Source organism: Mesorhizobium sp. GW821-FHT07A06, from assembly GCF_059419085.1.
Window position 1 is genome coordinate 1,027,073 of sequence record NZ_JBWKRC010000001.1, and the last position, 25,223, is coordinate 1,052,295.

Here is a 25,223-nt window from a genome sequence, read left to right on the forward strand (position 1 = left end):
GACAGCAGGCGCTGATTTGGAACAGGAGGCGAAGCTAGAGAATGCGCGGCAGCTTCTCCCACTGATGGAAGGGCGGCGGTGATGGCAGTTGCCATTCGAGCGTGGTCGCCCCTTCGCCCCATGGATTGGCGCCGGCCTGGCTTCTGTGGCTGAAAGCTTCCGCCACCGTGATGAAGAAGACGACAAGTCCGGCCGTTGAAATGTAGGACCCGATCGACGAGATGAAATTCCAGCCGGCAAATGCGTCGGGGTAGTCGGCATAGCGTCGCGGCATGCCGGCCATGCCGAGAAAATGCTGCGGGAAGAAGACGAGGTTGACGCCGATGAACATTAGCCAGAAATGCAGCTTGCCCAGCGTTTCGCTATACATGTAGCCGGTCATCTTCGGGAACCAGTAATAGAAGCCGGCGAAGATGGCGAAGACCGCGCCCAAAGACAGCACATAGTGGAAGTGAGCTATCACAAAATAGGTGTCGTGCAACGAGCGGTCGATGCCGGGGCTGGCGACCATGATCCCGGTGACGCCGCCAATGGTGAAGAGCAGGACGAAGCCGAGAGCCCACAGCATCGGCGTCTTGAACTCGATAGATCCTCCCCACATGGTCGCCAGCCACGAAAACACCTTCACCCCGGTTGGAACGGCGATGACCATCGACGCGAAGGCGAAGTAGCGCTGGGTGTCGGCGGACAGACCGACCGTATACATGTGATGCGCCCAAACGACAAAGCCGATCGCGCCGATCGCCACCATCGCATATGCCATGCCGATATAGCCGAAGATCGGCTTCTTGGCGAAGGTCGAGATGACGTGGCTGATGATGCCGAAGCCGGGCAGGATCATGATGTAGACTTCGGGATGGCCGAAGAACCAGAATAGGTGCTGGTAGAGGATCGGATCGCCGCCGCCTTCGGGCGTAAAGAAAGTCGTGCCGAAGTTGCGGTCCGTGAGCAGCATCGTGATCGCGCCCGCAAGCACGGGCAGCGACATGAGAAGCATGAAGGCGGTGACCAGCATTGACCAGGCGAACAAAGGCATCTTGTGCATCGTCATGCCGGGTGCGCGCATGTTGAAAATGGTCGTAATGAAGTTGATCGCACCGAGGATCGATGACGCTCCTGCAAGGTGGATGGAAAGGATGACGAGGTCGACGGCAGGGCCGGGCTGGCCTGAGGTCGACAGTGGCGGATAGAGCGTCCAGCCGCCACCATGGCCGAGCGTGCCGGGCGCTCCTGGAACGAACATCGAGGTGATGAAGAGGATAAACGACATCACCAACAGCCAGAAGGAAATGTTGTTCATGCGCGGAAAAGCCATGTCGGGCGCGCCGATCATGATCGGCACCATCCAGTTGCCGAACCCACCGATCAACGCTGGCATGAGGACGAAGAAGATCATTACCAGCCCATGGGCACTGACGACAACGTTGTAGACAGCGGGGTCGGCGAATATCTGCAGTCCCGGTTCCTGAAGCTCCATCCGGATCAGCACCGAGAGCGCGGTGCCGAGTACTCCTGCCATAATCGAGAAGATCAGATAGAGCGTCCCGATGTCCTTGTGGTTGGTGGAGAACAGCCACCTGACAAGAAACCGGGGCCTGTGATCCTCCAAGGTCGTGGCCGGACTAGACATGATGTGCCTCCTGCTTTTCACTGCTGGCAGGCAAGACGGTCTCAACGATGGACGGCATCTGCGATCCGCCGTCACGAGGGGATTGAGCCTGGCCTGCAATCGTTCATTCGTCCGTGACGATCACGTCCATCGGAATGTCGTGTGGCTGCGGATAGATGGTCTGGATCCTGCTGCCGGCGTAACCGACGCCGACGACGTAGGGTCGTGTCGACATCGCTGCCAACGTCCTGTCAAAGAAGCCGCCGCCATAACCCAAGCGGTAGTTAGCCTGGTCGAAACCGACGACGGGTGCGATGACCACATCCGGTTGGACAGCTGGTCCGTGGGAAGGGACAAGAATATTCCAGACGCCGCGTTCGAGCGGGTCTCCCGGCCCCCAGATACGAAACTCCAGCGGCCAGCCCTTTTTAATGACGACCGGCAGGGCGATCCGTCCGCCGCGCTCGATGACCTTTATCGCCCAGTTGCGCAGATCGGGCTCACCGCGGAATGGCCAGTAGCCGCTGACGATCCGCCCGCTAACCCGGCCCAAAGCCAAGTCAAGGGCGGAAGCGATGCGTAAAGACCTCGCACCGCGTTCCTCGGCGTCAACCGCGAGACGCTCGTCGATCAGGCGCTTGCGCTCCGCCTTGCGCCATCGACAGACGTCGGGCCATGCGTCTTGGACGGCAGGCTCAGTGCCGTACCCGGGGACAAGCTCATGCATGAAGCATGGCGGAGAGGCGTATTCTCTCGTCTCGGGGTGAACATCCTCCTGGTCAGACATCGCACGCTCCATATCCGTCGCGGCGGAAACCCGCATCGCCTTGGCTTGGACGTTGCGCTGCAAAAAACAGAAAGGCAAACGGAATTAAATGCTGTATTGATGCAAGATTATTGCACTAAACCAGGAGCATTGATGGACATCGACCGCGCTCGCACGTTTTTAGAAATCGTCCATTCCGGCAGCTTTCTGAGGGCTGCCGACCGGCTCCACGTCACCCAGACTACGGTAAGCGCGCGGATACGCACGCTGGAAGATGAACTCGGACGTCAGCTCTTCATCCGCAACCGCAATGGCGCGCAGCTGACGCCAGCGGGCCGGGAGTTCGAGCGGTTCGCCCAGTCATTCGTGCAAATCTGGGAACGGGCACGACACCAGCTCGCCATCCCATCGGGACGGACAAGCGTCGTTGCCTTGGGCGGAGAGCTCAGCCTATGGAACCCGCTGCTGCTCGACTGGCTGGTCTGGATGAAGAAGGCCAGGCCGGGAATCGCTATCCAAGCCCAGGTCGGCGTGCCGGACCAACTCCTCGAGCAGCTCAGGACTGGCGTTCTGGACATTGCGGTGCTCTATGCGCCGAAGCTGCTGCCAGGTTTCAGGGTAGAGCTTCTCGTCGAGGAGCAGCTCGTCCTGGTCCGGACCACCGACAGAGACGGGGAACCGGTCAGCTCCAAGGACTATGTCTATGTCGACTGGGGGCCGCTGTTTGCGGCCCAGCATGGCGCCAGTTCCTCTGCCTTCGGAGAGCCGGGATTGATGGTCGGCCTGGGTCCGCTTGGGCTGAGCTACATCCTGCGCGCCGGCGGAATGGGCTATTTCCGCAGGGGCGCGGCGGCTCCCCATATCGAGGCGGGACAGTTGGAGGTCGTGGAAGGCGCGCCGGAATTCACCTATCCGGCCTATGCCGTCTATCCGGAAGCCAGCGAGGCGCGAGCCGACGTGCAGGAGGCGCTACGCGGCCTGAAGCAAGTTGTGAAATGATCGTCTTTCCAGGTACGAAGCCACGGTTCGCATGTCTGGAAGTATGGATCGCCACGGATTGACCGAACATGCCTTATCCGTTCCACACCATTGGCCACTCGACCCGGTCGATCGCCGAATTTGTCGCGCTGCTGCGGGTTGCCGATATCGCCCTGGTGGTCGACATAAGGACCGTCCGGCGATCGCGGGCGAACCCGCAGTTTAACAGCGAGGTGCTCCCCGAAAAACTGGCAGCGTTTGGGGTCGGATATGAATACATTGCCGAGCTTGGCGGCCTGCGCGGCAAGGCGCGCGACATTCCACCTACGCTCAACGCATTCTGGATCAACCAGAGTTTTCACAACTACGCCGACTACGCGCTGTCGGCGGAATTTCTTGACGGCCTAAACCGACTTGTATCCCTCGGCAGGCAACGGCGATGCGCCATCATGTGCTCGGAAACCCTCTGGTGGCGTTGTCACAGAAGGATCGTCGCGGACTACCTGATCAGCCGCGGCGAGTCCGTTTTTCATCTGATGGGCCATGACAAGGTCGAGCCGGCGAAGCTCACCGACGGCGTGAGGGCAAGAGCCGACAGAACGCTTGTCTACCCGCCTTCACAGCCTGCGGAATAGTCGAGCCCTCAGGCGGCTGACGGACCCGGGTCGTCGAACTCGGTGTCGAAAGCCGCCATGCCTTTGTTCTCCGCCTTGTCTTGCAGCTCATCAGAACGATGGACGACGCGGAGAACCGGTCCGTCCGGTCGCCACGAGCCCGGCGCAGCACCCCCGCCAGCTTCAATCTTTCGCGCCTTGCCGCTTCTGCGCATCGCCTGGGAAAACCAGCGTGACGGTTTTGGCATCGCCCGTGTCGGGCTTGAATGTCACCGCTGAGCCCATCTGAACGATGTCGGCGGAGACCCAGCCATCGGCGACAATGCGCGCGCGCTCCAGTTCGGCGAGCAGTTCATCGGACGCCTCCGGATTTCGTGCCGCCACAGTGCTCGCAAGCGCTGATAGACGCGTGTGGTCCGACTGTGAGATGCGGATGTTCGGCTTACGCCGGGTTTTCGCATCGTTTTGCATTTGAATACTCGTGCTTTTGCTCAGACCAGCCGCCCACCGAGGGAGCCGGGACCGAGCCAATTCGTAAAAATCTTGATGAAACGCCGATGTTCCGGAGGCTCGAGGCCCTGCGGGACCATCCCATGTGGGTAACGCACCGCCCCTCGGCTCGGGGCGCGCATGGCAGCCGATCCGGGGGCTACATTCCCGATAAGGTCACGATCGGTTGATCATTAGAATTGGGCTTGCTCTCGATACAGGGGACAGCAATGATCAGCGTTTACTCCGCTGGGCCATCGAAGGCTTAAAAGCCGACTGTTCATGCCATCGGCAGGAGACTGTCATGAAGAAGCTTACCTCTCGTGAGGCTACATCCGTCATCCTGTCGAACATGGGCAAGCTACTGCCCGATCTCGAGGCGCTCTACAAAGACATTCACGCCCATCCGGAACTGTCGATGCAGGAGACGCGAACAGCGGGCATTGCCGCTGACAGGCTCAAGGACGCCGGTTACGAGGTAACCGCCGGGCTGGGCAAAACGGGTGTCGTGGGACTGCTCCGCAACGGCAAGGGGCCGACGGTAATGCTGCGTGCCGACATGGACGCGCTTCCAATCGCCGAGAACACCGGCCTTGCCTATTCCAGCAAGGTCACGGCCACGGACCCGGAAGGGAAAACGGTCCCGGTCGGGCACATGTGCGGCCACGACATGCACGTCGCATGGCTGGTCGGAGCGGCGACATTGCTGTCGCAGGCGCGCGATCACTGGAAGGGCACCTTGATGGCTGTCTTCCAACCTGGCGAAGAAACCGCCCAAGGCGCACAGGCCATGATCGACGACGGTCTGCTTAAACGCTTCCCCACGCCCGATGTCGTGCTTGGCCAGCATGTCATGGTCGGTCCGTCGGGCACTGTTGCCGGTAGCGCGGGGCCAATCACCTCTGCGGCGGACAGTCTGCAGATCCGTCTGTTCGGGCGCGGCGCGCATGGCTCGATGCCGCAAGCAAGCGTCGATCCGGTCGTCATGGCGGCATCCGTTGTCCTGCGGCTTCAGACCATTGTTTCCCGTGAGGTTGCCGCCAACGACGCGGCGGTGGTCACGGTCGGGGTGTTGCAGGCCGGCACTAAGGAGAACGTCATTCCCGACGACGCCATCATCAAGCTCAACGTACGGACATTCGACGCCGGTGTGCGCAAGCACGTGCTTGCGGCGATCGAGCGGATCGTAAATGCCGAAGCAGAAGCCTCGGGCGCCCCCCGCAAGCCGGAGATCACGCCGCTCGACCGCTATCCCTTGAATGTGAATGACCAGACCGCAAGCAATCGCATCGCCGAGGCGTTTCGCGCGTATTTTTCTGCCGACCGAGTAAAACACACGGGCCCCGCGCCGGCGAGCGAGGATTTCGGCTGCTTTGGCACTGCCTGGCAGGTGCCTTCGGTATTTTGGTTTGTTGGCGGCAATGATCCCAAGATCTATGCCAAGGCCAAGGCAGCGGGAAAGCTGAACGAACTGCCGGTCAATCACAGCCCGCAATTCGCGCCGGTTCTTCATCCCACACTAGAAACCGGTGTGGAGGCGTTAGTGGTCGGCGCGCTGGCCTGGATTGGCGAGAACGCGAAGTGACGCCTTTGGGATGGGATGGGCGAAGGTTGTCGGGAACGGGCTGCCTTTTAAGTGTGGTCACGCTCATTTGAAAGCTGTTTCATGCCTTCGGGCCGATCCGCTAAGCTTGCAGGGGCGGAGCCGTCATGATCACCATTGAGACGTTTGTGCACGTTCTCGACCTGATCGGCACATTCGTCTTTGCCATCAGTGGCGCTGTTGCCGCCGTCAATCGTCGTCTCGACATTTTCGGCATCCTCGTTCTGTCTTTCGTGGCGGGGAATTTTGGCGGGATCACACGCGATTTGCTGATCGGCGCAGTCCCTCCGGCTGCTCTGACGGATAGCCGATATCTGCTGGTTTCTGTGCTGGCAGGGCTCATCACGTTCTTTTGGTATGCCGGTGTCGACAAGCTGCGCAGCCCGATGCTTCTTTTCGATGCAGCGGGACTATCGCTCTTTGCCGTCGCGGGCGCACAGAAGGCGATCGAGTTCGGTTTGAACCCGGTAATGGCCGCCCTCCTTGGTATGTTGACCGGTATCGGCGGCGGCATGACGCGCGACGTCCTTCTCGCAGAGATCCCACAAGTGCTGCGCTCTGATCTCTATGCCATTGCGGCACTCGCTGGCGCATCCATCGTCGTCATGGGCGATATGCTAGGGCTTTCCTATGGCATCTCGGCCTTTGCCGGAGGGGCCTTGTGCTTCGGCCTTCGCTTCATGGCAATCAGATACGATTGGCGTCTGCCTGTAGCACATCTGTCGGCGCGAGGACGGGCGGCAGCAGACCCTTCGAACGAGGAAGATCCGGGCTGAATTTCTTGAGGATGGCCGCGCTAGCTAAAGATGGCCTGCTGCCAGCTTTGTAGCGCCCGCCTGGCCAACATGGATATCCAGGCTTGTCATCGGCTTTGCGCACCCAACAGGAATTTGACTGGCGCCTGTCCTTGATTAAGCGGATACTGCTGTTGGGTGGGTGGTAAACGCCGGAGGGCCTGATGACCACACACAAGGTCGGCTACCTGATAGGCAGCCTCGCCAAGGCTTCGATCAACCGCAAGCTTGCAAAAGCACTCGTTCAGCTTGCCCCGCCAGAGCTTGAGATGTCGGAGATTTCCTTCAAGGATTTGCCGCTCTACAGCTACGACTACGATGCGGATTTTCCACCTGTCGCGCGCACTTTCAAAGACTCCATCGCCGCTGTGGAGGCAGTGCTTTTCATAACACCCGAGTATAACCGCTCGATCCCAGGCGGGCTGAAGAACGCGATCGATTGGGCGAGCCGCCCTTACGGCAAGAATTCCTTCACTCGCAAGCCATCGGCGGTCATTGGGACATCGCCGGGAACTATCGGAACCGCTGTGGCCCAGCAAAGCTTGCGCAGCGTGCTGAGCTTCTGCAATTCGCCGCAGATGAATGCTCCGGAAGCCTACATACAGTTCACGCCGGGCCTGATCACGGACAGCGGCGAAGTGACGGTTGAATCCACCGAGCAGTTTTTGCGCAACTACATGGCGGAGTTCCATATGTTCATTGCACGGGTACTTCAGGTTCTTCCCAAAGACGCCTGACGTGTCTGAGCGCTATCACGGTGTTGCGTCTTCCGATACCTTCACGGCTGACAACTGATCGTTGGCAGCCTTTCACCAGGGAGGTTCTCGTGATCGATCTTGTGACCGCGCCCTATGCGATATTGCTCCTTCGATTTTGCCTTGGGGCCATGTTCATTGCGCATGCGATGCCCAAGTGGCGCGTATTCACCATTCCGGGGACTGTCGCGTTCTTCAACTCCCTAGGTCTGCCAGGCTGGTTGGCCTATGCGACCATTGCCGCCGAACTGGGTGGAGCGGCGTTTCTCATTCTGGGTATTTATCCGCGTTATGTGGCTGTGCTGCTCATTCCCCTCATTATTGGGACGATCGTAACCGTTCACGGCAAGAAGGGATGGCTGTTCAGCAATACCGACGGAGGATGGGAATATCCAGCCTTTTGGGCGGCGGCTCGTTTAGCCGTATTTCTTCTGGGTGACGGCGCGGCCACGCTGGTGGCCTCGCCGCATCTTGGGTTTTGACGAGGAGAAATGCCGGACGCAAAATCGCGATCGTGTCACGGCGTCGCTGTAACCGAGGAAGGCCCATGGAACAGTTTGTCGATCAACCGAACGCCGCCCGCCGGCTGCTGCTTTTCGGGCTTGTTTCGGCATATGCAGCCTCCTTGATCCCGTGGGCGCTGGCTCAGGAAGTGACGGAAGCGGATACGGCGCCGTTCCTGGCGCTGTCGGCCATCCTTGCAGGTCGCCAATCGCTGGATTCGGCCCAGGCGTTGCGGCTCTACAAGGCCCTTGTCGCCGACGATCCCGGGTTCCCCGCAGCCGCGAAGGCGCTGCTCGACACGATCGAGCAGCGTAAGATCGATCCCATGCGGTTGCAGAAGACGCTGGACGACGAGAAGTCGCCTCTCAAGCTTGTACCTTGGCGGATCGTGACGGCCTGGTACATGGGCATTGTCGGCGACGGAGCCAAGGCACGCTGTCTGGCGTTCGAGACCGCGCTCAATGCCCAGGCGGTCTCTGACGTGCTGAAGCCGCCGACCTACGCTTATGGCGTGTATGGAAGCTGGGCCAACAAACCAATCTGAGGGAAAATCATGGCCGATGCCCTGTCAGCGGATTTTGTTGTCGTCGGCTCGGGCATCATTGGGTCGCTGGTGGCGCGACAGCTCGCGCTGACTGGTGCGTCGGTCATCATCCTCGAAGCGGGCCCGCGCGTTACCCGCGCAGAGTTGGTGGCCCGCTTTCGCAACTCGCCGCGCCGCAGCGACTGGATGTCCCCCTATCCACCGGCTGCCTGGGCGCCGCACCCGGTCTATCAGCCTGAGCCGAATAACTATCTCGTGCAAGCCGGACCCTATCCTTACGCCGCCGAATACATCCGACAGGTTGGTGGCACGACGTGGCATTGGGCGGCCCAAGCCTGGCGAAACCTGCCCAACGATTTCAAGATCAAGTCTCTCTATGGCGTCGGCGTCGACTGGCCGATGAGCTATGACGACCTTGAGCCATTCTATCAGGAAGCCGAGGAGATCATGGGGGTTTCGGGCGCTCCCAATACCGGTTCGCCTCGCAAAAAGCCCTTTCCGATGGAACCCGTCGCCGAACCCTATGCCATGCGGCGCCTGCGCGAGCGGCTCGCCTCCGACTATCAAGTTGTGTCCAACACCACGGCGCGCAACAGCCGCCCCTATGACGGGCGGCCAGCCTGCTGCGGCAACAACTCGTGCCAGCCGATCTGTCCCATCGACGCCCAATACCATGGCGGGCTTGCCGCGCACGCCGCCGAGGCGGCCGGGGCAAAGCTGGTTTCGAACGCCAATGTCTACAAGCTCGAACATGACGAGAAAGGCCATATCGCGGCGGCACTCTACTACGCTCCCGACAAGGTTTCGCATCGCGTTACAGGCAAGACCTTCATCGTCGCCGCCAACGGCATTGAGAGCCCGCGCCTGTTGCTCCTGTCGGCCAGCGACAAGTTTCCCAAAGGTCTTGCCAATAGCTCCGACATGGTCGGCCGCAATCTCATGGATCATCCCAGCACCTCGCTGACCTTCGACGCGGACGAGGACGTATGGCTGGGGCGCGGACCGCAAAGCCCGAGCTCCATCAACACTATGCGCGACGGCTCGTTCCGCTCCGAGCATGCCCCTTACCGGCTCGACTTCACCAACATCTCGCGGGTCGATGGCGCGACGAAGAGCCTGATCGCTGCGGGCGTCTATGGCAGCGAACTCGAAAAGCGGCTGCGCTTCAGCGCGGCTCGCGAGATGAACGTGAAAAACGTGCTGGAGGTGCTGCCGGACCCTGCGCATCGGATTACGCTAAGCTCCGAAAAAGACGCGATGGGCATCCCGAAGCCAGAAGCGCATTATGCCATCGCCGATTACACCAGGCGCGGTCACGAGCGTTCGCAGCAGGACTTTCGGCGCATCGCAGAGTTAATGGGCGGAACGAACCTACGCTTCAGCAGGGACGGCGACTTCGCCAACAACCAGCATATCTGCGGCACTCTAAGCATGGGCAGCGATCCCAAGACCTCGGTTTGCGACCAGTGGGGGCGCGCGCACGACCACGAGAACCTGTTCCTTGCCAGCACCGGCGTACTGCCGACCTCCGCGACCTGCAATTCGACGGAGAACGGCCTTGCGGTAGCCCTGCGCTCGGTCGCTCATATGCTGGGGCGGCAAGCTGCCTCGACCGGGGCCGCCGCGAGCGAGGCGAAGATATGAGCCGCGCGATGCCCAGTCTGTGCGCCCGTTTCGCGGTGACGATCGCGCTGTCGGGCGCTGCCACGGTTGTCGCGAGCCCTGCCTTTGCCGGCGATGCGGATCTGATCGCTCAGGGCAAGTACATAGCCACTGCGTCCGACTGTGTGGCCTGTCACACCACGGCCGGCGGGGAAACCATGGCCGGCGGTCTCGCCATCGAGACCCCGATTGGCTCGATCATGTCCACCAACATCACGCCGTCGAAAGAAAATGGCATCGGCAACTACACGCTGAAGCAGTTCGACGCGGCGTTGCGCAAGGGAGTGCGCGCCGACGACAAGCATCTCTATCCGGCGATGCCCTACACATCCTATGCCCTGCTTTCGGATGAGGATGTCGGGGCACTTTATGCCTACTTCATGAAGGGCGTGGCACCGGTCGAAACAAGGCCGCCGGAGACGAAACTGCCGTTCCCATTCAACATCCGCCTGTCGATGGCGGCGTGGAACCTGCTGTTTCTGGACAACGGCTCCTACAAGCCCGACCCGGCGCAGGACACCGAGTGGAATCGCGGCGCCTATCTGGCGCGCGGGCCGGCGCATTGTGGCACCTGCCACACCCCCCGCAATCTGTTCATGGCGGAAAAGACATCCAGCGAAATGGCGGGAGCCGGCATCTTCCCTTGGCACGCACCCAACATCACGTCCGATTCCAATAGCGGCGTCGGTGGATGGAGCGTGGAGGAACTGGTCGCATACATGCGCGACGGTCACGCAACAGGCAAGAGTCAGGCGGCCGGACCGATGGCGGAAGCGGTGGACAACAGCCTGCGCTTCCTGACACCCGAGGATCTCAAGGCGATCGCGGTCTACGTGAAATCTATACCCGCCGTTCACGATGCTGCGGACACCAAACCCGTCTTCGCCTGGGGCAGTCCGTCTAACGAACTGGCGAGCATTCGCGGCGTGGCGTTGCCGCTGGACCGCGACCAGATGAGCGGCCCGCAGATCTACGACGCGTATTGCGCGACCTGCCATCAGGCGGAAGGCCAAGGTAGCTTCGATGGTGGCCTGCCTTCGCTGCTGCACAACACCGCGCTGGGGCGGGCAAACACCGACAATCTGGTTATGGTGATGCTTGAGGGACTGCATCGTCAACCGGATGTGTTGATGCCGGGTTTCGCCAAGGAATTGTCCGACATCCAGATCGCCACCCTGAGCTCGTATCTCATCCAGCATTTCGGCAATCCAGCGGCCAAGGTGACAGTCGGACAGGTAGCCGAATTGCGGGCAGGCCCTGCCAAATCCGTTCTTGTGGCGGTGGCTCGGGCTGGCTTGGCGGTGGGGGCGCTGGCCGTGATTGGCTTTGTTGCCTGGCTCTTGCGACGCCGGAAGACAGTCGCGCGAACAGCGTAGATCGGAGCAGACGGGTGTTGGTTGGTGCTATTTCATTGCCGAGAAAGGACGGGGGGCGTCCTCATCCGCATTGCCGGTTTCGGAGAACGGTGCCACGCTCGACAGAAACTTCAGGCCGTTCCCAACCGAAGTTTCGGCAAGGGTGCCAAGTGACGATCAAATGGTTGGACAAAATTGCTGACCTCAGCCCATGAGCAGTGCTAGAATGCTGTATGCGGACGAAGTTGAACGAGTTGCGCCATCTACTTGAACAGGCGCGTACGGATTTGCGGGCTATCGAGGCGCATCTCTCAAAAGGCGAGAACAATGCAGCGCACGTTCGCGCCCAGGAGGCGATTGTGCGCTTGGCACAATTGATCGAAATCGCAAAGTTGCCACGTCGGACTTAGCATTCTAAGTCGCGCGTCAACGACCCGCCACAAATCCTTCGCTTGATCGTTCCTGACATAGGCATGCCTTGGCGTAGACGCAGGTCCTCCGAATCCAAATGGGGTTTCAGGTTGGATCCGAACTATTAAAAGTCGGCTCCAGAAATGAGAAGTCGATATCACAGGATAAGTGAGATGCTTGGCGGTCCCATAATTTTTCCAAATGCGGCTATCAGGTGAATAAATTTCCCTGATACGCCCCTTGATCGTAGCTTCCTGCATCAACCTCGCAGGGAAAAGCACGATGACTGAAGACATGTTACACGTGACGGCATGGCACAATGGCGAGAAGGAGTATTCGCCGTTCTCCGAAGCGGAGATGAATCGGCGCCAGAACGACATTCGCCGCTGGATGGCAGAAAACAATGTGGATGCAACGCTGTTCACATCCTACCATTGCATCAATTATTATTCCGGCTGGCTGTACTGCTACTTCGGTCGCAAATACGGCATGGTGATCGACCACAATAAAGCGACCACAATTTCCGCTGGTATCGACGGCGGCCAGCCTTACCGCCGCAGCTTTGGCGATAACATCACCTACACCGACTGGCGCCGCGACAATTTCTATCGTGCCGTGCGCCAGCTCACGGCGGGCGCCAAGCGCATCGGTATCGAGTTCGACCACGTCAACCTCGACTTCCGCCGTCAACTTGAGGAGGCACTGCCAGGCGTCGAATTCGTCGATGTTGCTCAGCCGTCGATGTGGATGCGCTCCATCAAATCGCTGGAAGAGCAAAAGCTGATCCGCGAGGGGGCCCGCGTCTGTGACGTCGGCGGTGCTGCCTGCGTTGCTGCCGTGAAGGCAGGCGTGTCGGAGCATGAGGTGGCAATCGCAACAACAAGCGCCATGATCCGCGAGATCGCGAAGTCGCACCCTTATGTCGAGCTGATGGACACCTGGACTTGGTTTCAGTCGGGGATCAATACCGACGGCGCCCACAATCCGGTTACCAACCGCCTCGTCCAGTCAGGCGACATCCTGTCGCTCAACACATTCCCGATGATCTTCGGCTACTACACAGCACTCGAACGCACGCTGTTTTGCGATCATGTCGACGACGCCAGCCTGGACATCTGGCAGAAGAACGTCGCCGTCCACCGCCGCGGGATCGAGCTGATCAAGCCGGGCGCGCGCTGCAAGGACATCGCGGTCGAGCTCAACGATATGTACCGCCAATGGGATCTGCTGAAGTATCGCTCCTTCGGTTACGGGCATTCCTTCGGTGTGCTCTGCCATTATTATGGCCGCGAAGCCGGCGTCGAATTGCGCGAGGACATCGATACGGTGCTGCAACCCGGCATGGTCGTCTCGATGGAACCGATGGTGATGTTGCCGGAAGGGATGCCTGGTGCCGGCGGCTATCGCGAACACGACATCCTGATCGTGAAGGAGAGCGGAGCGGAAAACATCACCGGCTTTCCTTTCGGCCCGGAGCATAACATCGTCGGCGGCTGACGAAGTGTTTTATATCCCACACGAATGGCATCGTGGGAGGTCGGGCCAGCCAAATCGGCCCGACCCATACTCTCCCTCGCCTGTTTATGGCCTCATCCACGAATTTGTCATCTATCTAATAAGCGTGTTCACGTCAGACAACCTGGTGAAGCGCAGCGATTCTGCTTTGAGTATACCTGACAAAGATGTAGGTGAGGAGATATCGCAGGCACCACCAAATTGGCCATTTCCGTACTGATGGAGCTGGTGGACCGGCAGACCTGGTACCTTGTTGGCGCAACTTGCCCGGTGGTGGTGACTAGTTTGAAATCAAGTATTGGGCAAACTATCGCGAAGCGCGAGTGATGTGCAGCCATGCTGAGTGCCGGCGTACTTCCACCGATAGCCTCGACGAGCTCTGGGTAGGCTTCAGGTCGTTCTCAATGATCGGCCCAATGTGCGGCGTGGCGCTCTGGCCTTTATGTCCGGTCGGGGTTGTACCTTTCCGCTCCTACATCTGTAAGCGTTTCGGCAAAATCCAGAGCGATCTCCTGCGCCTTGCGATAGGCTGCGCTCTCGTTCGGCATCGCTAAATATGCGTGCACCCTCGCTACTTGGCACGGACACACGCACGGAAATGGAGTCCGTGCCAATGGTCATGTCTACGACGTAGCTGTCGCTTCCAATCTTGCTGACGTTGATAAGGATCATCGCCATCCCTGCTTTGCGTCGCGCGCAGGTGTTTTCGCCTGGGTCGGCAGCGTGACAGGCATTTTCGGGATATTTTAATTGAAACACTGCCCTGGATAGGCGGCGATCGTTCGTCACAGGCATCGGGCGGCCGGCACGCAAAACGCATCCGGCCTCAGCCTCCGTGTGCAAGTCCGAAGGCAGAAATTCTGTCAGTAGATCCGATATAGTGTCCGCTGGACGGTGCGAGCCTCAGTGTGGAAATTCGACCTCTAGCGCCCTGACGATGCCGCTCACGCAAACATCCAGCAGGATGTCGCCCTTCGCCTTCGACGCCTCCTTGGGCGATGACAGTGTGCCGCTCGGCGGTGTCCATTCAGGCTTGGGCGGGTAGACATCATAAGGCGGGAAGCTCGCCGGTTTATGATCAACGGCGCGCTCAAGATGAACGAAGTTCGGATAGAGCGCCAGCATCAGCGACGTCTCGAGCACGCCGCCATGCTCGAGGTCCCAGCCGGCGAACCCGTCCGGATAGAGGCGTGCGATGGTCGCCTTGTCGACGAAATCCCAATACGACAGCACGACGATCTTCATGTCGCCAATGCCCCCCCAGCGTAGTTCGCGCAGCGCTAGATCTATGCCCTCGACGATGAACCACGAGTTCTCAAAATGTCCGTTCATCAAACAAATCTTGCGCACCCCGTGGCGGGCGAACTCCTTGATGACGTCGCGGAGTGCTGCGACCAGCGTCGCACCATCCAGGCTGGTCGTACCCGGCAGGTGATTGCCGCCGCCAGACTTCTGATGCGACTTGTAGCCATAGGTGAAGGGCGGTGCGACCAGTGCGCCGATTCTCCCGGCGACGCGTCGGGAGAATTCGACGGGCAACAGCACGTCGACATGCATGGGCATGTGATGACCATGCTGTTCCATCGAGCCGACCGGTAGGAGGATAGGCACCGAGCCGCCGCGAACCATTTTGTCATAGTCCGGCCAAGGGAGCTCGGCGGCAAAGACAATGGCATCCGGCATGATGGTCTCCCAATTTTTCGGCTGTCGTACTGCTGATTAACGGCAAGAGCTGTGATATGGAAAATTTATATTCATGATCCACGTATGAGAAATTCAAATTCATGCGCAGCATAATCAACTTCCAGACCGACCTCTTGCGGACCTTCGTTTCGGTTATCGATCTTGGCGCCTATACAAAGGCAGGTGATGCGCTTGGGCGTACCCAGCCGGCCATCTCGCTGCAGATCCGCCGGCTTGAGGAACTGGTCGGCGCGCCCCTCATCAAACAGGTCGGACGCACCCTGCTGTTAACCAGCGAGGGGGAGATGCTGCTCAGCTATGCTCGCGAGATGCTGCGTCTCAACGATGAGGCCGCCTCCTATTTCAACCGCGCGAAAATAGCCGGCGTACTGCGCATTGGCCTGCCCAACGACTATGCGGTCGCCTTCCTGCAGGGCGTCATCACCGAATACACCAGCCAGCATCCGGGCATTTCACTGGAAATCCATTGCGGCTGGAGCGCCGACATTCTCGATCGGCTGCGCGCCGACGAACTCGATCTGGCCGTGGCGATGGTCAACAACGAGCGTTCGCAGTACCTGTCCCGTTCCTGGATCGAGCGACCGATCTGGGCCGCCGCTGAAGGGGCGCGCTTCGATTTGGGAACTGGGGTGCATTTGGCGGCGCACCCGGAAGGCTGTGCCTATCGTGCCCGCATGATCCAGGCTCTTGATGCTGCAGAAATCCGGTGGCGGGTGGCCTACACGGGCTCCGGCATCGCGGGGTTGCAGAACGCCGTGGTAAATGGGCTTGGCGTCAGCGCGCTGACTCGCTACACGATGCTGCCTGGCATGCGCGTTCTTGACGAAATGGACGGGTTTCCAGCGCTTGCTGAGATCCGTGTCGGTCTGTTCTACAAGCATCCCCGCCTGTCTGACGCGGGTATCAGGCTGGTCAACCACATCGTCGCGCGTCTGGATGAAGCCGGTGTCTCCGGCGACCCCGTGCGGCGGCCGATCGAATTGGATCGGCAATAAGCGACGCAAATGCATTTATTATGAGAATTAATTTTCCAAATAGATCAACCCTTCCTAGGCTTGCTCGACAACAAGCCAAGGGGAACAACCATGACAATCAAAAAAAGCTTGTCCGGCGAACGCACGCGCCGCGATCTTCTAAAGGGTGCAACTATCCTGGGCGGCGGCGCGCTTGCAATGCCGTTCCTCAGTCGGCTGGCTTTCGCCGAGCCGGTCGAACTCAATATGCTCGCCTGGTATGGCCACGCCGAGCCTGACGTGGTTGCCGAGTTCGAGGCCGTCAACAACGTCAAGTTCAAGCCCAAATACTATACCGGGGGCGACAACATGCTCGGGCTGATCGCGCAATCGCCTCCCGGAACATTCGACGTCATCCTGTCGGATGCCGAATACGTGCAGCAGCTCAACGCGGCCGGCTATATCGAGAAGCTCGATCCCGCCGACTACCCGTTCGATGAATTCTTTCCTGAATTCCAGCGTTTTCCGGGGCATTGGCAAGGCAACGATCTCTATTCCGTCATCACGCGCTTCGGCTTCCTCGGCGTTGCCTACAATACCGAAGCGATCTCGGAGAAGGAGGCCTCGACTTACAATGTTTACTGGACCGAGAAGCTGAAGGGCAAGGTCGGGCATTTCGATTGGCATCTGCCCAATCTCGGCCAGATCAGCCTGCTCAACGGCAACGCCACGCCGTATGATGTCAATGATGCGGCCTGGCGCGTCGTGCAGGAAAAGACCAGATCGCTGCGCCCCCAGATCGGCGGGTTCTTCGACTACGGCGGCACCTTCTCGTCGCTCCAGAACGGCCAGATGCTGGCCATGGCGGGCATCGGCGACTGGATAACCGGCGCGTTGGAGAAGGGGGGCGCGAAGGTGCGCACCGCCATTCCGGAGGAGGGCGGCCTGCAGTTCACCGAATCTTTTTCGATCGGCAAAGGGTCGCGCAAGGCCGATCTGGCGAAGAAATGGATCCAGTACATCACCTCGGCGAAGGGCCAGGTGAAGTCGGCCAATATGGTGGCCTATCCGTGCCTTATCCCGAACAAGAAGGGCTGGGAGCTCTTGGCCACAGAAACCCCGGCGGAAGCCAAGCGGCAGGGCATGCTGCTCAACGAGAGCAATGTGATGGACATGATCCGCAACGGACGCATCAAATATCGTCAACTGCCCGTTCAGCAGAGCCTTGAAGACTGGAACGACTTCTGGTCCGAGTACAAGGGATCGTAACGGTCAGAAACTGCCAGGTGAGACTCGAAGGCTCGCCCGGTATCCTTTGAGGCCTCGCCGTGCCCGCGCGGACGGATGAGCCGTGTTCAATCGGGCAGGGCCTGTGCCAATGCGAAAGTCGATTACACTATACGGCCTGACATTTTCGCTGCCGATGCTGGTCTGGCAGGTGCTGTTCTTCCTGGCACCGCTTGTCTTTCTGATCGCTCTCAGCTTCTGGACGGTCAAAAACTTTCGTATGGAACCGGATTTCAATCCGGACAACTGGGTAAGGATGCTTGGCCGTGGCGTCTTTTGGGACGCCTATCTCCGCACGCTGTGCCTGTCGGGCGCCGCCGCGGTCATCACCAGCGCACTGGCATTCCCTTGCGCCTACGGCATCGCCTTCAAACTGTCCGAAACGGCTCGCCGCTGGGCCGTGTTCTTGATGGTCATACCATTCTTCACCTCTTATCTCGTGCGCGTCTATTCCTGGCAGATCTTCCTGTCCGACAACGGCATCATCAACGCACTCCTCACCCATGTCGGCGTCGGCCCGTTCGGGATGCTGAATACGACGTTCGGCACCATGATCGGTTACCTGACCCTGAGCTTGCCCCTGGTGGTGCTTTTGCAGCTGTTCAGCCTTGTTTTCGTCGACAGGACTCTGATCGAGGCCGCCCATAATCTCCGCTGCGGGCGGCTGCGCACCGTATTCGAGATTGTCGTGCCGGCGGCCAGGGTCGGACTGGTGATCGCGGCGCTGTTCTGCTTCATTCTCACCTTCGGTGATTTCGTCAGCCCGCTTTATCTCGGCGGTGGCGATCCGCCGACGCTCTCGATCCTGATCACGGACACGACCAAGTCGGGCCAGCAATGGCCGCGCGCTGCCGTCATCGCTCTGACGATGATTGCGACCTTGCTTGCGGTGGCGTTCGCGGCCGTGGGCTTTGCCTACCGGGAGCGCGGACGATGAATGACTTGAACCGCAGCCGGCTGGTCGACTGGGCGCTGAAACTCTACGTCGTCCTGTCATTCGCCTTCATCTTCGCGCCGATTGCGGCAAGCTTCGTCTTTTCGCTGAATGTCGACCGCTTCCCGTCGCTGCCGCTTGGTGGCTTCTCAACCATTTGGTACGAGGCCGCCTACGCCGACCCGTTGGTCTGGGAGGGCCTGCGCAACACTTTGATCGTCGGCACCGCCGTCTCGGTGTTGGCAACTGCGATCGGGTTTGGCGCCGCCTATACCGATTTCCGCTACAAATTCTTCGGCAAACCGCTTTATGTGGCGCTGGCACTGCTGCCGCCAACCATACCTGTCGTCATCCTTGGCCTCGCCATGCTGGCGTTTCTGTCGAACGTCAGCCTGTCGGGTGAAATCCACTCCGTCATCATCGCGCATGTTGTAATGTGCGCTCCCTTCGCCATGGCAATATGCCGCCTGCGCCTGTCGCAGATGGATCCTTCGCTGGAAGCCGCGGCGTGGAACCTCGGCGCCTCCGAATGGATGGCCATGCGGCATGTGATCGTCCCTTTCTGCCGGCCAGCGATCTTCGCAGCACTGTTCATCACCATGGCAGTGTCATTCGACGAATTTGCCGTCGCCTGGTTTGTATCCGGACTGCACGAAACGCTGCCGGTCAAGGTTCTCGGCTTCCTGCAAGGCCAGGTCAGCCCGCGCATCAATGTCATCGGCACCTTCGTCTTCCTGGCTTCGATGACCCTGGTGGTTCTCGCTCAACTCCTCCTCATGAAACGCAACGTCGCCCAGATCAGTGGCGACAAGGCGGAGACCCAGACATGACCGAAGAAGCTCTCGTCGTCTTTGACGGCGTGGTCAAAAGGTTCGGCGCTTTCGTCGCCGTCGAACGCATGGATCTCGATATCCGCAAGGGCGAGTTCCTGGCCATCATGGGGTCGAGCGGCTGCGGCAAGACGACGACGCTCAGGATGTTGGCCGGACTCGAGGCGCCGACCGAGGGCGAAATCCGCTTGGCCGGAAAACGCATCAACGATTTGCCGACCTGGCGTCGCGACACGCCAATGGTGTGGCAGAGTCTCGCGCTGTTCCCCTTCCTAACTGTCCGCCAGAACGTCGAGTTCAGTCTGCGAATGCGCGGCGTCGATAAGGCGGAGCGTACCCGCCGCGTCGACAAATGGCTCGAGCGAATGCAGATCACAGAATTCGCCCAACGCAACGTCGCGCACCTTTCCGGCGGGCAGCGTCAGCGCGTGGCGCTCGCCCGTTCGCTTGTGACGGAACCGGGGATCCTGCTGCTCGACGAGCCGCTATCGGCGCTCGACGCACATCTCAAGGTTCGCATGCAGACCGTGCTGTCGAACCTGCAGAAGGAACTCGGCATTACGTTCGTCTACGTGACACACAGCCAGTCCGAGGCTTTTTCCATGGCCGACCGGGTCGTCATCATGAGCCGTGGCCGTATCGAACAGATCGGTAATCCGCAGGAAATCTACCGGGCCCCGCGCACACGGTTCGTCGCGGAATTCCTGGGCTCTTCGAACGTCTTTGCCGGCAAGGTCTCCGGAATCACCAGCAATGCCGTCAGGATTGCCACGCCAGCGGGGGAGTTTGACGTCGCGCCGAACCCGGCAAAGGCGTTGGCTAAGGGTGACAAGGCGACGTTCGTCGTGTCTGGTGACCGTGTGCAGTTGAGCAACTGCCAGCCGGGCACCAGCAACGCGATGCGAGCCTCAGTGGTTGGCGAGGAATTTGTCGGTGCCACCGCAGTCATCCATCTCGAAGGGGTCGATGGCATCGAACTCAAGGCACAAAAGAGTCATGATGAGTTGGAGCAGCTGAATTTGATGCCCGGCGCTACGATCTGGGTGTCGTGGCGCGCCGACGCGAGCCACATCCTGCCTGGGGAATAGGAGGATTGGTGTTGCGTTTTGGCTTCCTGCTCGCCCGAAACTTTACGCTTTCCCCACTGTCGCTGTTTCTCGACACACTGCGACTTGCAGGCGATGACGACGACCGCAGCCGGCGTGGGACGTTCGACTGGCAAATTATTGGAGAGAGGGGTCTTCCAATCCGCTCGAGTTGCGGTGTTGAGTTACTGCCCACGAGGCAAATCACGGACCCGCAGGATTACGACAATATCGTTGTTGTGGGAGGATTGCTCAACGGCACGCAATACTTCAGTGGCGAAAAGGAGGCCTTTCTGCGACGCACCGCACAGCAAGATGTGCCTCTGACGGCTTTATGCACCGGCAGTTTCGTACTGGCGCACTATGGTCTGCTCGACAACTATCGAGCCTGCGTGAGCTGGTTTCACGTCAAGGAATTTCGGAATGCGTTCCCACACGTCCGCGCGCACGCGGACACATTATTTTCAATCGATGGAAGTCGCGCCACCTGCGCTGGAGGTGCTGGGGCAGCCGACTTGGCCAGTTACTTTGCGTCTAAGCATGCCGGCGGCAAAGCGGCAGAGAAAGCCGCGAAGATTTTGGTCCTCGACAGAATCAGAACAGGCCGTGACGCGCAGCCTAACGGAGAGCTGTTTCCAAAGGCCAAAAGCCGCCACATCAGGCGGGCTTTGCTCCTGATGGAAAGCAATCTGCAGGAAAAGATCACCGTGACGGAAATCGCCAGCAAACTTGGAATCTCTCGCCGCCAGCTTGAGCGATTGTTTGCCACGGAAATACAAACAGGCCCTGTGGCCGCCTATCTTGCGCTGCGCTTGCACTATGCGAGAACTCTATTGGGGACCAGCGACCTGCAAATCAGTGAAATCGCTTACAGGTGTGGTTTTCCAAATGCCGGACATTTTAGCCGCGTCTATCGTCAGCATGCCGGTGTTGCTCCGTCAGAGGTTCGACGGGCTTGATTGGCACTGGCCAAAGAACGAACGTTGGCCCCTTGAAGATCTGGCACAGTCAATATCGTTTTCAGAGTGGCCCGAAGGCGCGTCGCCGCAAAAATGAGGTGTTGAAGGCCGATGTACGCGGTTGCGTGTGATTTTTCGTGGAATGAGGACCCTGTTCGAGGGGTGATTTTCGTCCAAACGGTTTGCGCGAAAATACAGGGTCCCGATTCCACGGTCATTGACAACCAGCGCTTCCGCGAGGTGCTCATGACGGCACTCGCCTTCATCTTCGGGGTGCTCCCATTGGCGACATCGACGGGCGCTGGCGCCGATGCCCGCCAGGCTGTCGGCGCGACAATAATCGGAGGCATGCTGGGCGGCGACGACTGTTCGGATCTTCATCATCCCAACGCTGGTTGCGGTGATAGAGCGTATTTCCGAATGGGCGTCGCCCAGAAAAAGGCAGAGAGCGATCAACCCATATCGTAGACGGGTTTCGGTTCACGGGGTCGTCTCGGCCCCGCCGACACGAGCCGTACCGAAAAGTTGGATCGCGGGCCGGTTAGTCGCCCTTACGCCCTCAGCCTGCGCTCGGCGGCGAGGAAGTGTGTGACCGTCGGCTTGCCGAGCAGCTCGGAATGGACTTGGTCTTCGAGAATGCGGTCGGCTTTTGTCACGCGCTTGTGCTGGCGCAGATGTTCCAGCCATGATTCCACCAGAAAGGTTTCCATGTATCGGCCTTCCACGGCGGAGTCCTCGAATATGCCCCACGCGTAGGCTCCGTCGCGCTTTCGTTCCTGCGACAGTTGTTCCACTGCCGCAAGAAAGGCTTCTCGATTCTTGGGATCTATCCGGTACTCGACCGTTACCATGACCGGGCCCGCATCTACTTCAACCGCCCCGGTAATGATGGGTGCCGGCCAATGCATCGAAGGAGACAGGTCGATCCCTGCGTCGGTCTGCAGTTTCCAGCGCCAAGTGAGCGGGATTGCCAATAGGGCACCAGCCGCCGCGACGAAATGAGTGGCGGCCAATCCGGCATATTCAGCCATGCTGCCCCAGACCATACTTCCCAGGGTCATACTTCCGAAAAACACGCATACATACATCGCAAGGCCGCGACCCCGCACCCAGTCGGGCAGCGCGACCTGCGCCGACACGTTCAGATTGGCCAGGACAGCGATCCACGACATGCCAGCACCCAGGCTGGCCACCAGCGCGGTAAGAGGCTGCCTCGCTAGGCCGAACAGCACCAGAGTAACTGCCGTGCCAACTTCACCGAGTATTATAATGCCGTTCGGTCCAAGCTTCTTCGTCAAGCTAGGCAGAATGAATGCAAAGCCCAGCGCGCCTATCCCGATCGCGCCCAGCAGCGTGCCGTAGACCTCGGCGCCGCCGGCAATCTGGGTGTGGGCCACAAGCGGCAGTAGCGCCCAGTAGGCGCTGGCGAATAAGAAAAAGCCCACTGCGCGCACCAATGTCGCGCGCAGATGTCGGTTGTTGCGGGTATAGCGCAGGCCGGCGCGAATAGCGCTGCCGAACCGTTCTGCCGGGAGCCTGTGCGCCGGGCCTTTCGGCGGTCGCCACCATAGTAATACCGCGATCACTCCGACATTGCTGAACGCGTCGAGCCAGAACGGTGCGGCGATTCCAAATGCCGTGATGATGATTCCGGCCAGTGCTGGTCCCACCGCACGGCTGATATTGATGCCGGCGCTGTTTGCCGCCACGGCGGCTGGGAGGTCTTCCTTCGTGACAAGCTGCGGAACGATGGACTGCCAGGCTGGAGCTTCCAGCGCCGATAGTGTGCTGATCGCCAACATAAAAAACAACAGCGTTGCCGCCGTCACCAATCCTGTGGAAAGCAGCGCGGCAAACGTGACCGAGACGATGGCAACGAGAGTCTCGAGCATCACGATAAAGCGGCGCTGGTCAACAATGTCGGCCAATGCGCCGGCTGGCAACGCGAAGAGAAACAACGGCAGACTGGATGCGGCCTGCACCAGTGACACCATGAAGGGGTCGGCATTCAGGCTTGTCATCAACCAGCCTGCCGAGGCGTTGTACATCCAGCCGCCAACATTGGCGACGACAGTTGCCAACCAGAGCAGCCGAAACACAGGGTTGCGGAAAGGCGCCCAAGCCGAAACGACCTTGTGGAGTTCCTTATGCAGGCCCGGCGTCTTCTTTCCAGACTGCGTCATCGACGGTTTCCGACTGTGCAACGGAACTCGAGACCGCATTTCGTCACGTTTAGCATAAGAGAACCGATTCTCATCTCATGGACATCGGCAAATGGGGGTGGTGTCCAGCTCTGGCCTGACACCCGACGGTCCTGTCACACTAATTGCGCACATCGGCCACATTGATAGGCGCGCTGTTTGTCAGCGATCGCATGGAGGCGACGGTTATCGACGTCATGAAGCGCCCGATGGATTTCGTTTTCGGCCATGTCGTCGGCCGACTCCTCGAATTCCTGGATTTCACGTCCTTTCGCCTTGTGGCCTCTCCTGGATCGAGAATTTGCGCGCGTAGCGCCTCGAGGCGCCTGCGCTGCTGTTCGATGAAGGATTTCTCCATGTCGAATCCTTGTTCAGTAGCTGATGGTGAGGCTGCGGCGGTTGTGCTTCGTGTTGCTCCAGTTCATCGACCATCGCCAAGGCAAAATTTTCCATGGAAATATGGCTCTTGCCGATCGCGTCAATAAGCAGGCTATGGTCGCCGAGCCTGAATTTTCCGGTACGCTCGGGGCGCTTGCCGTTCGCAATTCACCGTCCGCATTGGCTCAATCTTCGAGGTGAGCATTTGCCGCTGACCAAGTGGCTTCCACCTTACGTGCATCTCCAAGCAGGGCATCAGCGCTTACCAGATCCCGCATACTCGAATGCACCTATAGGCCCCGCTTGGTTCCTGTGTCCTCGAAATGAGACTTCTGGAGAACTGTCCCCGACGGGCGGCGGTGTTCACTAGCGCGGAAGTGGACGAAACGCCAGCGCGACGCAGGCGGCGAACTAGAAACCGGGCCTAAGAGTCTGACTCACAATCCAAAACTGCGTGAAATCAGTAGTTTGCGATTCTGCGGGTGAGGAGTTGGACGGATGCGAGGAAGATCCAGGCAGTTGCGCTCTCAATCGTTGCTTCGAAGTTCTTCGCGAGCCGGCGATTGCGATTGAGCCAGGCAAGGGTCCGTTCGACAACCCAGCGGCGAGGGAGCAAAACGAACCCCGTGGCGGTGTCCGACCTCTTGATGATCTCGATCGTCCATTCGCCTGTCTTCGCAGCCTTTCCGGCGAATTGGTCGCCGGCGTACCCGCCATCGGGGAAGATGTGTGATAGCCACGGAAAGCGGCGACGTATCCGCTGCAGAAGCAGCGGGCCGCCATCGCGATCCTGAATGTCTGCGGTATGGACGACCACATCGAGCATCAGGCCCAGCGTGTCGGTGACGATATGACGTTTGCGTCCTTTGATGCGCTTGCCGGCATCATAGCCCCGCGGACCGCCTCCCTCGGCGGTCTTCACGGACTGGCTATCGATGACACAAGCGGTCGGACTTGCCTCCCGACCCTCCAGTTCGCGAACCAGCATGACCAATGCGTGGTTAATTGCACGCCATAAGCCGATTGTCCCGCCAACGATAAAACCACCGCTGCATCGTCGAAACCGGCGGAAACAGCCCAGGCGGCAGCATCCGCCAGGGTAGGCCACCGCGCAAAAGATACAGCATCGCGTCGAGCAGCGTGCGCCATCCCCACTTGCGTGGACGGCCAAGCCGCGTGGCCGCCGGCATCACCGGCTCCAGCACCAGCCATTCCGCATCCGTCAAATCAGTTGGCAGGCGCAGCCCAGTTCGCGCATGCTGCGCCCGGGTGGCATCGGTCCACATGGTGATC

The 25,223-nt window shown here is 59.7% G+C and carries 23 protein-coding genes; 17 read left to right on the top strand and 6 right to left on the bottom strand.

The window, feature by feature from the left end:
- Positions 1-34: 34 nt before the first annotated feature.
- Positions 35-1,630 carry a cytochrome c oxidase subunit I gene (ctaD, locus tag AC07SZ_RS05210; RefSeq protein ID WP_494913575.1) on the bottom strand — a complete coding sequence of 532 codons (1,596 nt, stop codon included), beginning with the start codon at positions 1,628-1,630 and terminating at the stop codon, positions 35-37.
- Positions 1,631-1,733: 103 nt separating this feature from the next.
- Positions 1,734-2,396, bottom strand: a complete 663-nt coding sequence (locus tag AC07SZ_RS05215; protein ID WP_494913577.1) for a 5-formyltetrahydrofolate cyclo-ligase — start codon at positions 2,394-2,396, stop codon at positions 1,734-1,736.
- 132 nt (positions 2,397-2,528) lie between these two features.
- Between AC07SZ_RS05215 and AC07SZ_RS05220 the strand changes: the two genes are divergently transcribed.
- On the top strand, positions 2,529-3,374 hold the full coding sequence (locus AC07SZ_RS05220) for a LysR family transcriptional regulator (protein ID WP_494913579.1): 846 nt from the start codon (positions 2,529-2,531) through the stop codon (positions 3,372-3,374).
- A gap of 68 nt (positions 3,375-3,442) precedes the next feature.
- The gene (locus tag AC07SZ_RS05225; protein ID WP_494913580.1) at positions 3,443-3,988 is read left to right on the top strand and encodes a DUF488 domain-containing protein; all 546 of its coding nucleotides are present in this window, start codon (positions 3,443-3,445) and stop codon (positions 3,986-3,988) included.
- Between the two features lie 162 nt (positions 3,989-4,150).
- Here the strand turns inward: AC07SZ_RS05225 and AC07SZ_RS05230 are convergent, their stop codons facing one another.
- A complete protein-coding gene (locus tag AC07SZ_RS05230; protein ID WP_494913582.1) occupies positions 4,151-4,438 on the bottom strand; it encodes a GreA/GreB family elongation factor in 288 nt (95 codons plus the stop codon).
- A gap of 322 nt (positions 4,439-4,760) precedes the next feature.
- On the opposite strand from AC07SZ_RS05230, the gene AC07SZ_RS05235 reads away from it, so the two are divergent.
- The 8 genes from AC07SZ_RS05235 to AC07SZ_RS05270 all read left to right on the top strand — a co-directional run bounded on the left by AC07SZ_RS05235 (position 4,761) and on the right by AC07SZ_RS05270 (position 13,581).
- The gene (locus AC07SZ_RS05235; protein WP_056567083.1) at positions 4,761-6,041 is read left to right on the top strand and encodes a M20 family metallopeptidase; all 1,281 of its coding nucleotides are present in this window, start codon (positions 4,761-4,763) and stop codon (positions 6,039-6,041) included.
- Between the two features lie 125 nt (positions 6,042-6,166).
- The gene (locus AC07SZ_RS05240; RefSeq protein WP_056567080.1) at positions 6,167-6,835 is read left to right on the top strand and encodes a trimeric intracellular cation channel family protein; all 669 of its coding nucleotides are present in this window, start codon (positions 6,167-6,169) and stop codon (positions 6,833-6,835) included.
- 182 nt (positions 6,836-7,017) lie between these two features.
- Positions 7,018-7,590 carry an NADPH-dependent FMN reductase gene (locus tag AC07SZ_RS05245; RefSeq protein ID WP_056567077.1) on the top strand — a complete coding sequence of 191 codons (573 nt, stop codon included), beginning with the start codon at positions 7,018-7,020 and terminating at the stop codon, positions 7,588-7,590.
- A gap of 89 nt (positions 7,591-7,679) precedes the next feature.
- Complete coding sequence (locus tag AC07SZ_RS05250; RefSeq protein WP_494913585.1) at positions 7,680-8,090, top strand: DoxX family protein; 411 nt, start codon at positions 7,680-7,682, stop codon at positions 8,088-8,090.
- Positions 8,091-8,155: 65 nt separating this feature from the next.
- Positions 8,156-8,656, top strand: a complete 501-nt coding sequence (locus tag AC07SZ_RS05255; RefSeq protein ID WP_494913586.1) for a sugar dehydrogenase complex small subunit — start codon at positions 8,156-8,158, stop codon at positions 8,654-8,656.
- Between the two features lie 9 nt (positions 8,657-8,665).
- A complete protein-coding gene (locus AC07SZ_RS05260; protein WP_056567061.1) occupies positions 8,666-10,300 on the top strand; it encodes a GMC family oxidoreductase in 1,635 nt (544 codons plus the stop codon).
- The gene (locus tag AC07SZ_RS05265) at positions 10,297-11,694 is read left to right on the top strand and encodes a cytochrome c (RefSeq protein ID WP_056567060.1); all 1,398 of its coding nucleotides are present in this window, start codon (positions 10,297-10,299) and stop codon (positions 11,692-11,694) included. The genes AC07SZ_RS05260 and AC07SZ_RS05265 overlap by 4 nt, the downstream gene beginning before the upstream one ends.
- 672 nt (positions 11,695-12,366) lie before the next feature.
- The gene (locus AC07SZ_RS05270; RefSeq protein WP_056567059.1) at positions 12,367-13,581 is read left to right on the top strand and encodes a M24 family metallopeptidase; all 1,215 of its coding nucleotides are present in this window, start codon (positions 12,367-12,369) and stop codon (positions 13,579-13,581) included.
- A 921-nt stretch (positions 13,582-14,502) separates the two neighbouring features.
- Here AC07SZ_RS05270 and AC07SZ_RS05275 read toward each other — a convergent pair.
- Positions 14,503-15,282 (bottom strand): creatininase, encoded by a 780-nt coding sequence (locus AC07SZ_RS05275; protein ID WP_494913588.1) that lies wholly within the window; start codon positions 15,280-15,282, stop codon positions 14,503-14,505.
- Between the two features lie 134 nt (positions 15,283-15,416).
- On the opposite strand from AC07SZ_RS05275, the gene AC07SZ_RS05280 reads away from it, so the two are divergent.
- The 7 genes from AC07SZ_RS05280 to AC07SZ_RS05310 all read left to right on the top strand — a co-directional run bounded on the left by AC07SZ_RS05280 (position 15,417) and on the right by AC07SZ_RS05310 (position 21,819).
- On the top strand, positions 15,417-16,298 hold the full coding sequence (locus tag AC07SZ_RS05280; RefSeq protein ID WP_244493964.1) for a LysR substrate-binding domain-containing protein: 882 nt from the start codon (positions 15,417-15,419) through the stop codon (positions 16,296-16,298).
- A 90-nt stretch (positions 16,299-16,388) separates the two neighbouring features.
- Entirely contained in the window at positions 16,389-17,525 is a 1,137-nt protein-coding gene (locus AC07SZ_RS05285) for an extracellular solute-binding protein (RefSeq protein ID WP_494913590.1), read from the top strand.
- Between the two features lie 109 nt (positions 17,526-17,634).
- A complete protein-coding gene (locus AC07SZ_RS05290; RefSeq protein ID WP_056567043.1) occupies positions 17,635-18,480 on the top strand; it encodes an ABC transporter permease in 846 nt (281 codons plus the stop codon).
- On the top strand, positions 18,477-19,307 hold the full coding sequence (locus AC07SZ_RS05295; RefSeq protein WP_082582555.1) for an ABC transporter permease: 831 nt from the start codon (positions 18,477-18,479) through the stop codon (positions 19,305-19,307). Before AC07SZ_RS05290 ends, AC07SZ_RS05295 begins: the two co-directional genes overlap by 4 nt.
- Entirely contained in the window at positions 19,304-20,395 is a 1,092-nt protein-coding gene (locus AC07SZ_RS05300) for an ABC transporter ATP-binding protein (RefSeq protein ID WP_056567039.1), read from the top strand. The genes AC07SZ_RS05295 and AC07SZ_RS05300 overlap by 4 nt, the downstream gene beginning before the upstream one ends.
- Before the next feature lie 8 nt (positions 20,396-20,403).
- Positions 20,404-21,351, top strand: a complete 948-nt coding sequence (locus AC07SZ_RS05305) for a GlxA family transcriptional regulator (RefSeq protein WP_244493963.1) — start codon at positions 20,404-20,406, stop codon at positions 21,349-21,351.
- Between the two features lie 111 nt (positions 21,352-21,462).
- On the top strand, positions 21,463-21,819 hold the full coding sequence (locus AC07SZ_RS05310; protein WP_494913593.1) for an efflux RND transporter permease subunit: 357 nt from the start codon (positions 21,463-21,465) through the stop codon (positions 21,817-21,819).
- 83 nt (positions 21,820-21,902) lie between these two features.
- On the opposite strand, the gene AC07SZ_RS05315 is transcribed toward AC07SZ_RS05310, so the two are convergent.
- Positions 21,903-23,534, bottom strand: a complete 1,632-nt coding sequence (locus AC07SZ_RS05315; protein ID WP_056567032.1) for an MFS transporter — start codon at positions 23,532-23,534, stop codon at positions 21,903-21,905.
- A gap of 856 nt (positions 23,535-24,390) precedes the next feature.
- A protein-coding gene (locus tag AC07SZ_RS05320; protein ID WP_494913594.1) for an IS5 family transposase occupies positions 24,391-25,216 on the bottom strand; the annotation gives its coding sequence in 2 pieces (ribosomal slippage) (positions 24,391-24,951 and positions 24,953-25,216; 825 coding nt in all).
- Positions 25,217-25,223: the final 7 nt, after the last annotated feature.

What these genes read in the sequence shown, in the direction of transcription:
- ctaD (WP_494913575.1), bottom strand. Translation starts at nt 1,630, where the DNA reads ATGTCTAGTCCGGCCACGACCTTGGAGGATCACAGGCCCCGGTTTCTT.
- AC07SZ_RS05215 (WP_494913577.1), bottom strand. Translation starts at nt 2,396, where the DNA reads ATGTCTGACCAGGAGGATGTTCACCCCGAGACGAGAGAATACGCCTCT.
- AC07SZ_RS05220 (WP_494913579.1), top strand. Translation starts at nt 2,529, where the DNA reads ATGGACATCGACCGCGCTCGCACGTTTTTAGAAATCGTCCATTCCGGC.
- AC07SZ_RS05225 (WP_494913580.1), top strand. Translation starts at nt 3,443, where the DNA reads ATGCCTTATCCGTTCCACACCATTGGCCACTCGACCCGGTCGATCGCC.
- AC07SZ_RS05230 (WP_494913582.1), bottom strand. Translation starts at nt 4,438, where the DNA reads ATGCAAAACGATGCGAAAACCCGGCGTAAGCCGAACATCCGCATCTCA.
- AC07SZ_RS05235 (WP_056567083.1), top strand. Translation starts at nt 4,761, where the DNA reads ATGAAGAAGCTTACCTCTCGTGAGGCTACATCCGTCATCCTGTCGAAC.
- AC07SZ_RS05240 (WP_056567080.1), top strand. Translation starts at nt 6,167, where the DNA reads ATGATCACCATTGAGACGTTTGTGCACGTTCTCGACCTGATCGGCACA.
- AC07SZ_RS05245 (WP_056567077.1), top strand. Translation starts at nt 7,018, where the DNA reads ATGACCACACACAAGGTCGGCTACCTGATAGGCAGCCTCGCCAAGGCT.
- AC07SZ_RS05255 (WP_494913586.1), top strand. Translation starts at nt 8,156, where the DNA reads ATGGAACAGTTTGTCGATCAACCGAACGCCGCCCGCCGGCTGCTGCTT.
- AC07SZ_RS05260 (WP_056567061.1), top strand. Translation starts at nt 8,666, where the DNA reads ATGGCCGATGCCCTGTCAGCGGATTTTGTTGTCGTCGGCTCGGGCATC.
- AC07SZ_RS05265 (WP_056567060.1), top strand. Translation starts at nt 10,297, where the DNA reads ATGAGCCGCGCGATGCCCAGTCTGTGCGCCCGTTTCGCGGTGACGATC.
- AC07SZ_RS05270 (WP_056567059.1), top strand. Translation starts at nt 12,367, where the DNA reads ATGACTGAAGACATGTTACACGTGACGGCATGGCACAATGGCGAGAAG.
- AC07SZ_RS05275 (WP_494913588.1), bottom strand. Translation starts at nt 15,282, where the DNA reads ATGCCGGATGCCATTGTCTTTGCCGCCGAGCTCCCTTGGCCGGACTAT.
- AC07SZ_RS05285 (WP_494913590.1), top strand. Translation starts at nt 16,389, where the DNA reads ATGACAATCAAAAAAAGCTTGTCCGGCGAACGCACGCGCCGCGATCTT.
- AC07SZ_RS05290 (WP_056567043.1), top strand. Translation starts at nt 17,635, where the DNA reads ATGCGAAAGTCGATTACACTATACGGCCTGACATTTTCGCTGCCGATG.
- AC07SZ_RS05295 (WP_082582555.1), top strand. Translation starts at nt 18,477, where the DNA reads ATGAATGACTTGAACCGCAGCCGGCTGGTCGACTGGGCGCTGAAACTC.
- AC07SZ_RS05300 (WP_056567039.1), top strand. Translation starts at nt 19,304, where the DNA reads ATGACCGAAGAAGCTCTCGTCGTCTTTGACGGCGTGGTCAAAAGGTTC.
- AC07SZ_RS05310 (WP_494913593.1), top strand. Translation starts at nt 21,463, where the DNA reads ATGTACGCGGTTGCGTGTGATTTTTCGTGGAATGAGGACCCTGTTCGA.
- AC07SZ_RS05315 (WP_056567032.1), bottom strand. Translation starts at nt 23,534, where the DNA reads ATGACGCAGTCTGGAAAGAAGACGCCGGGCCTGCATAAGGAACTCCAC.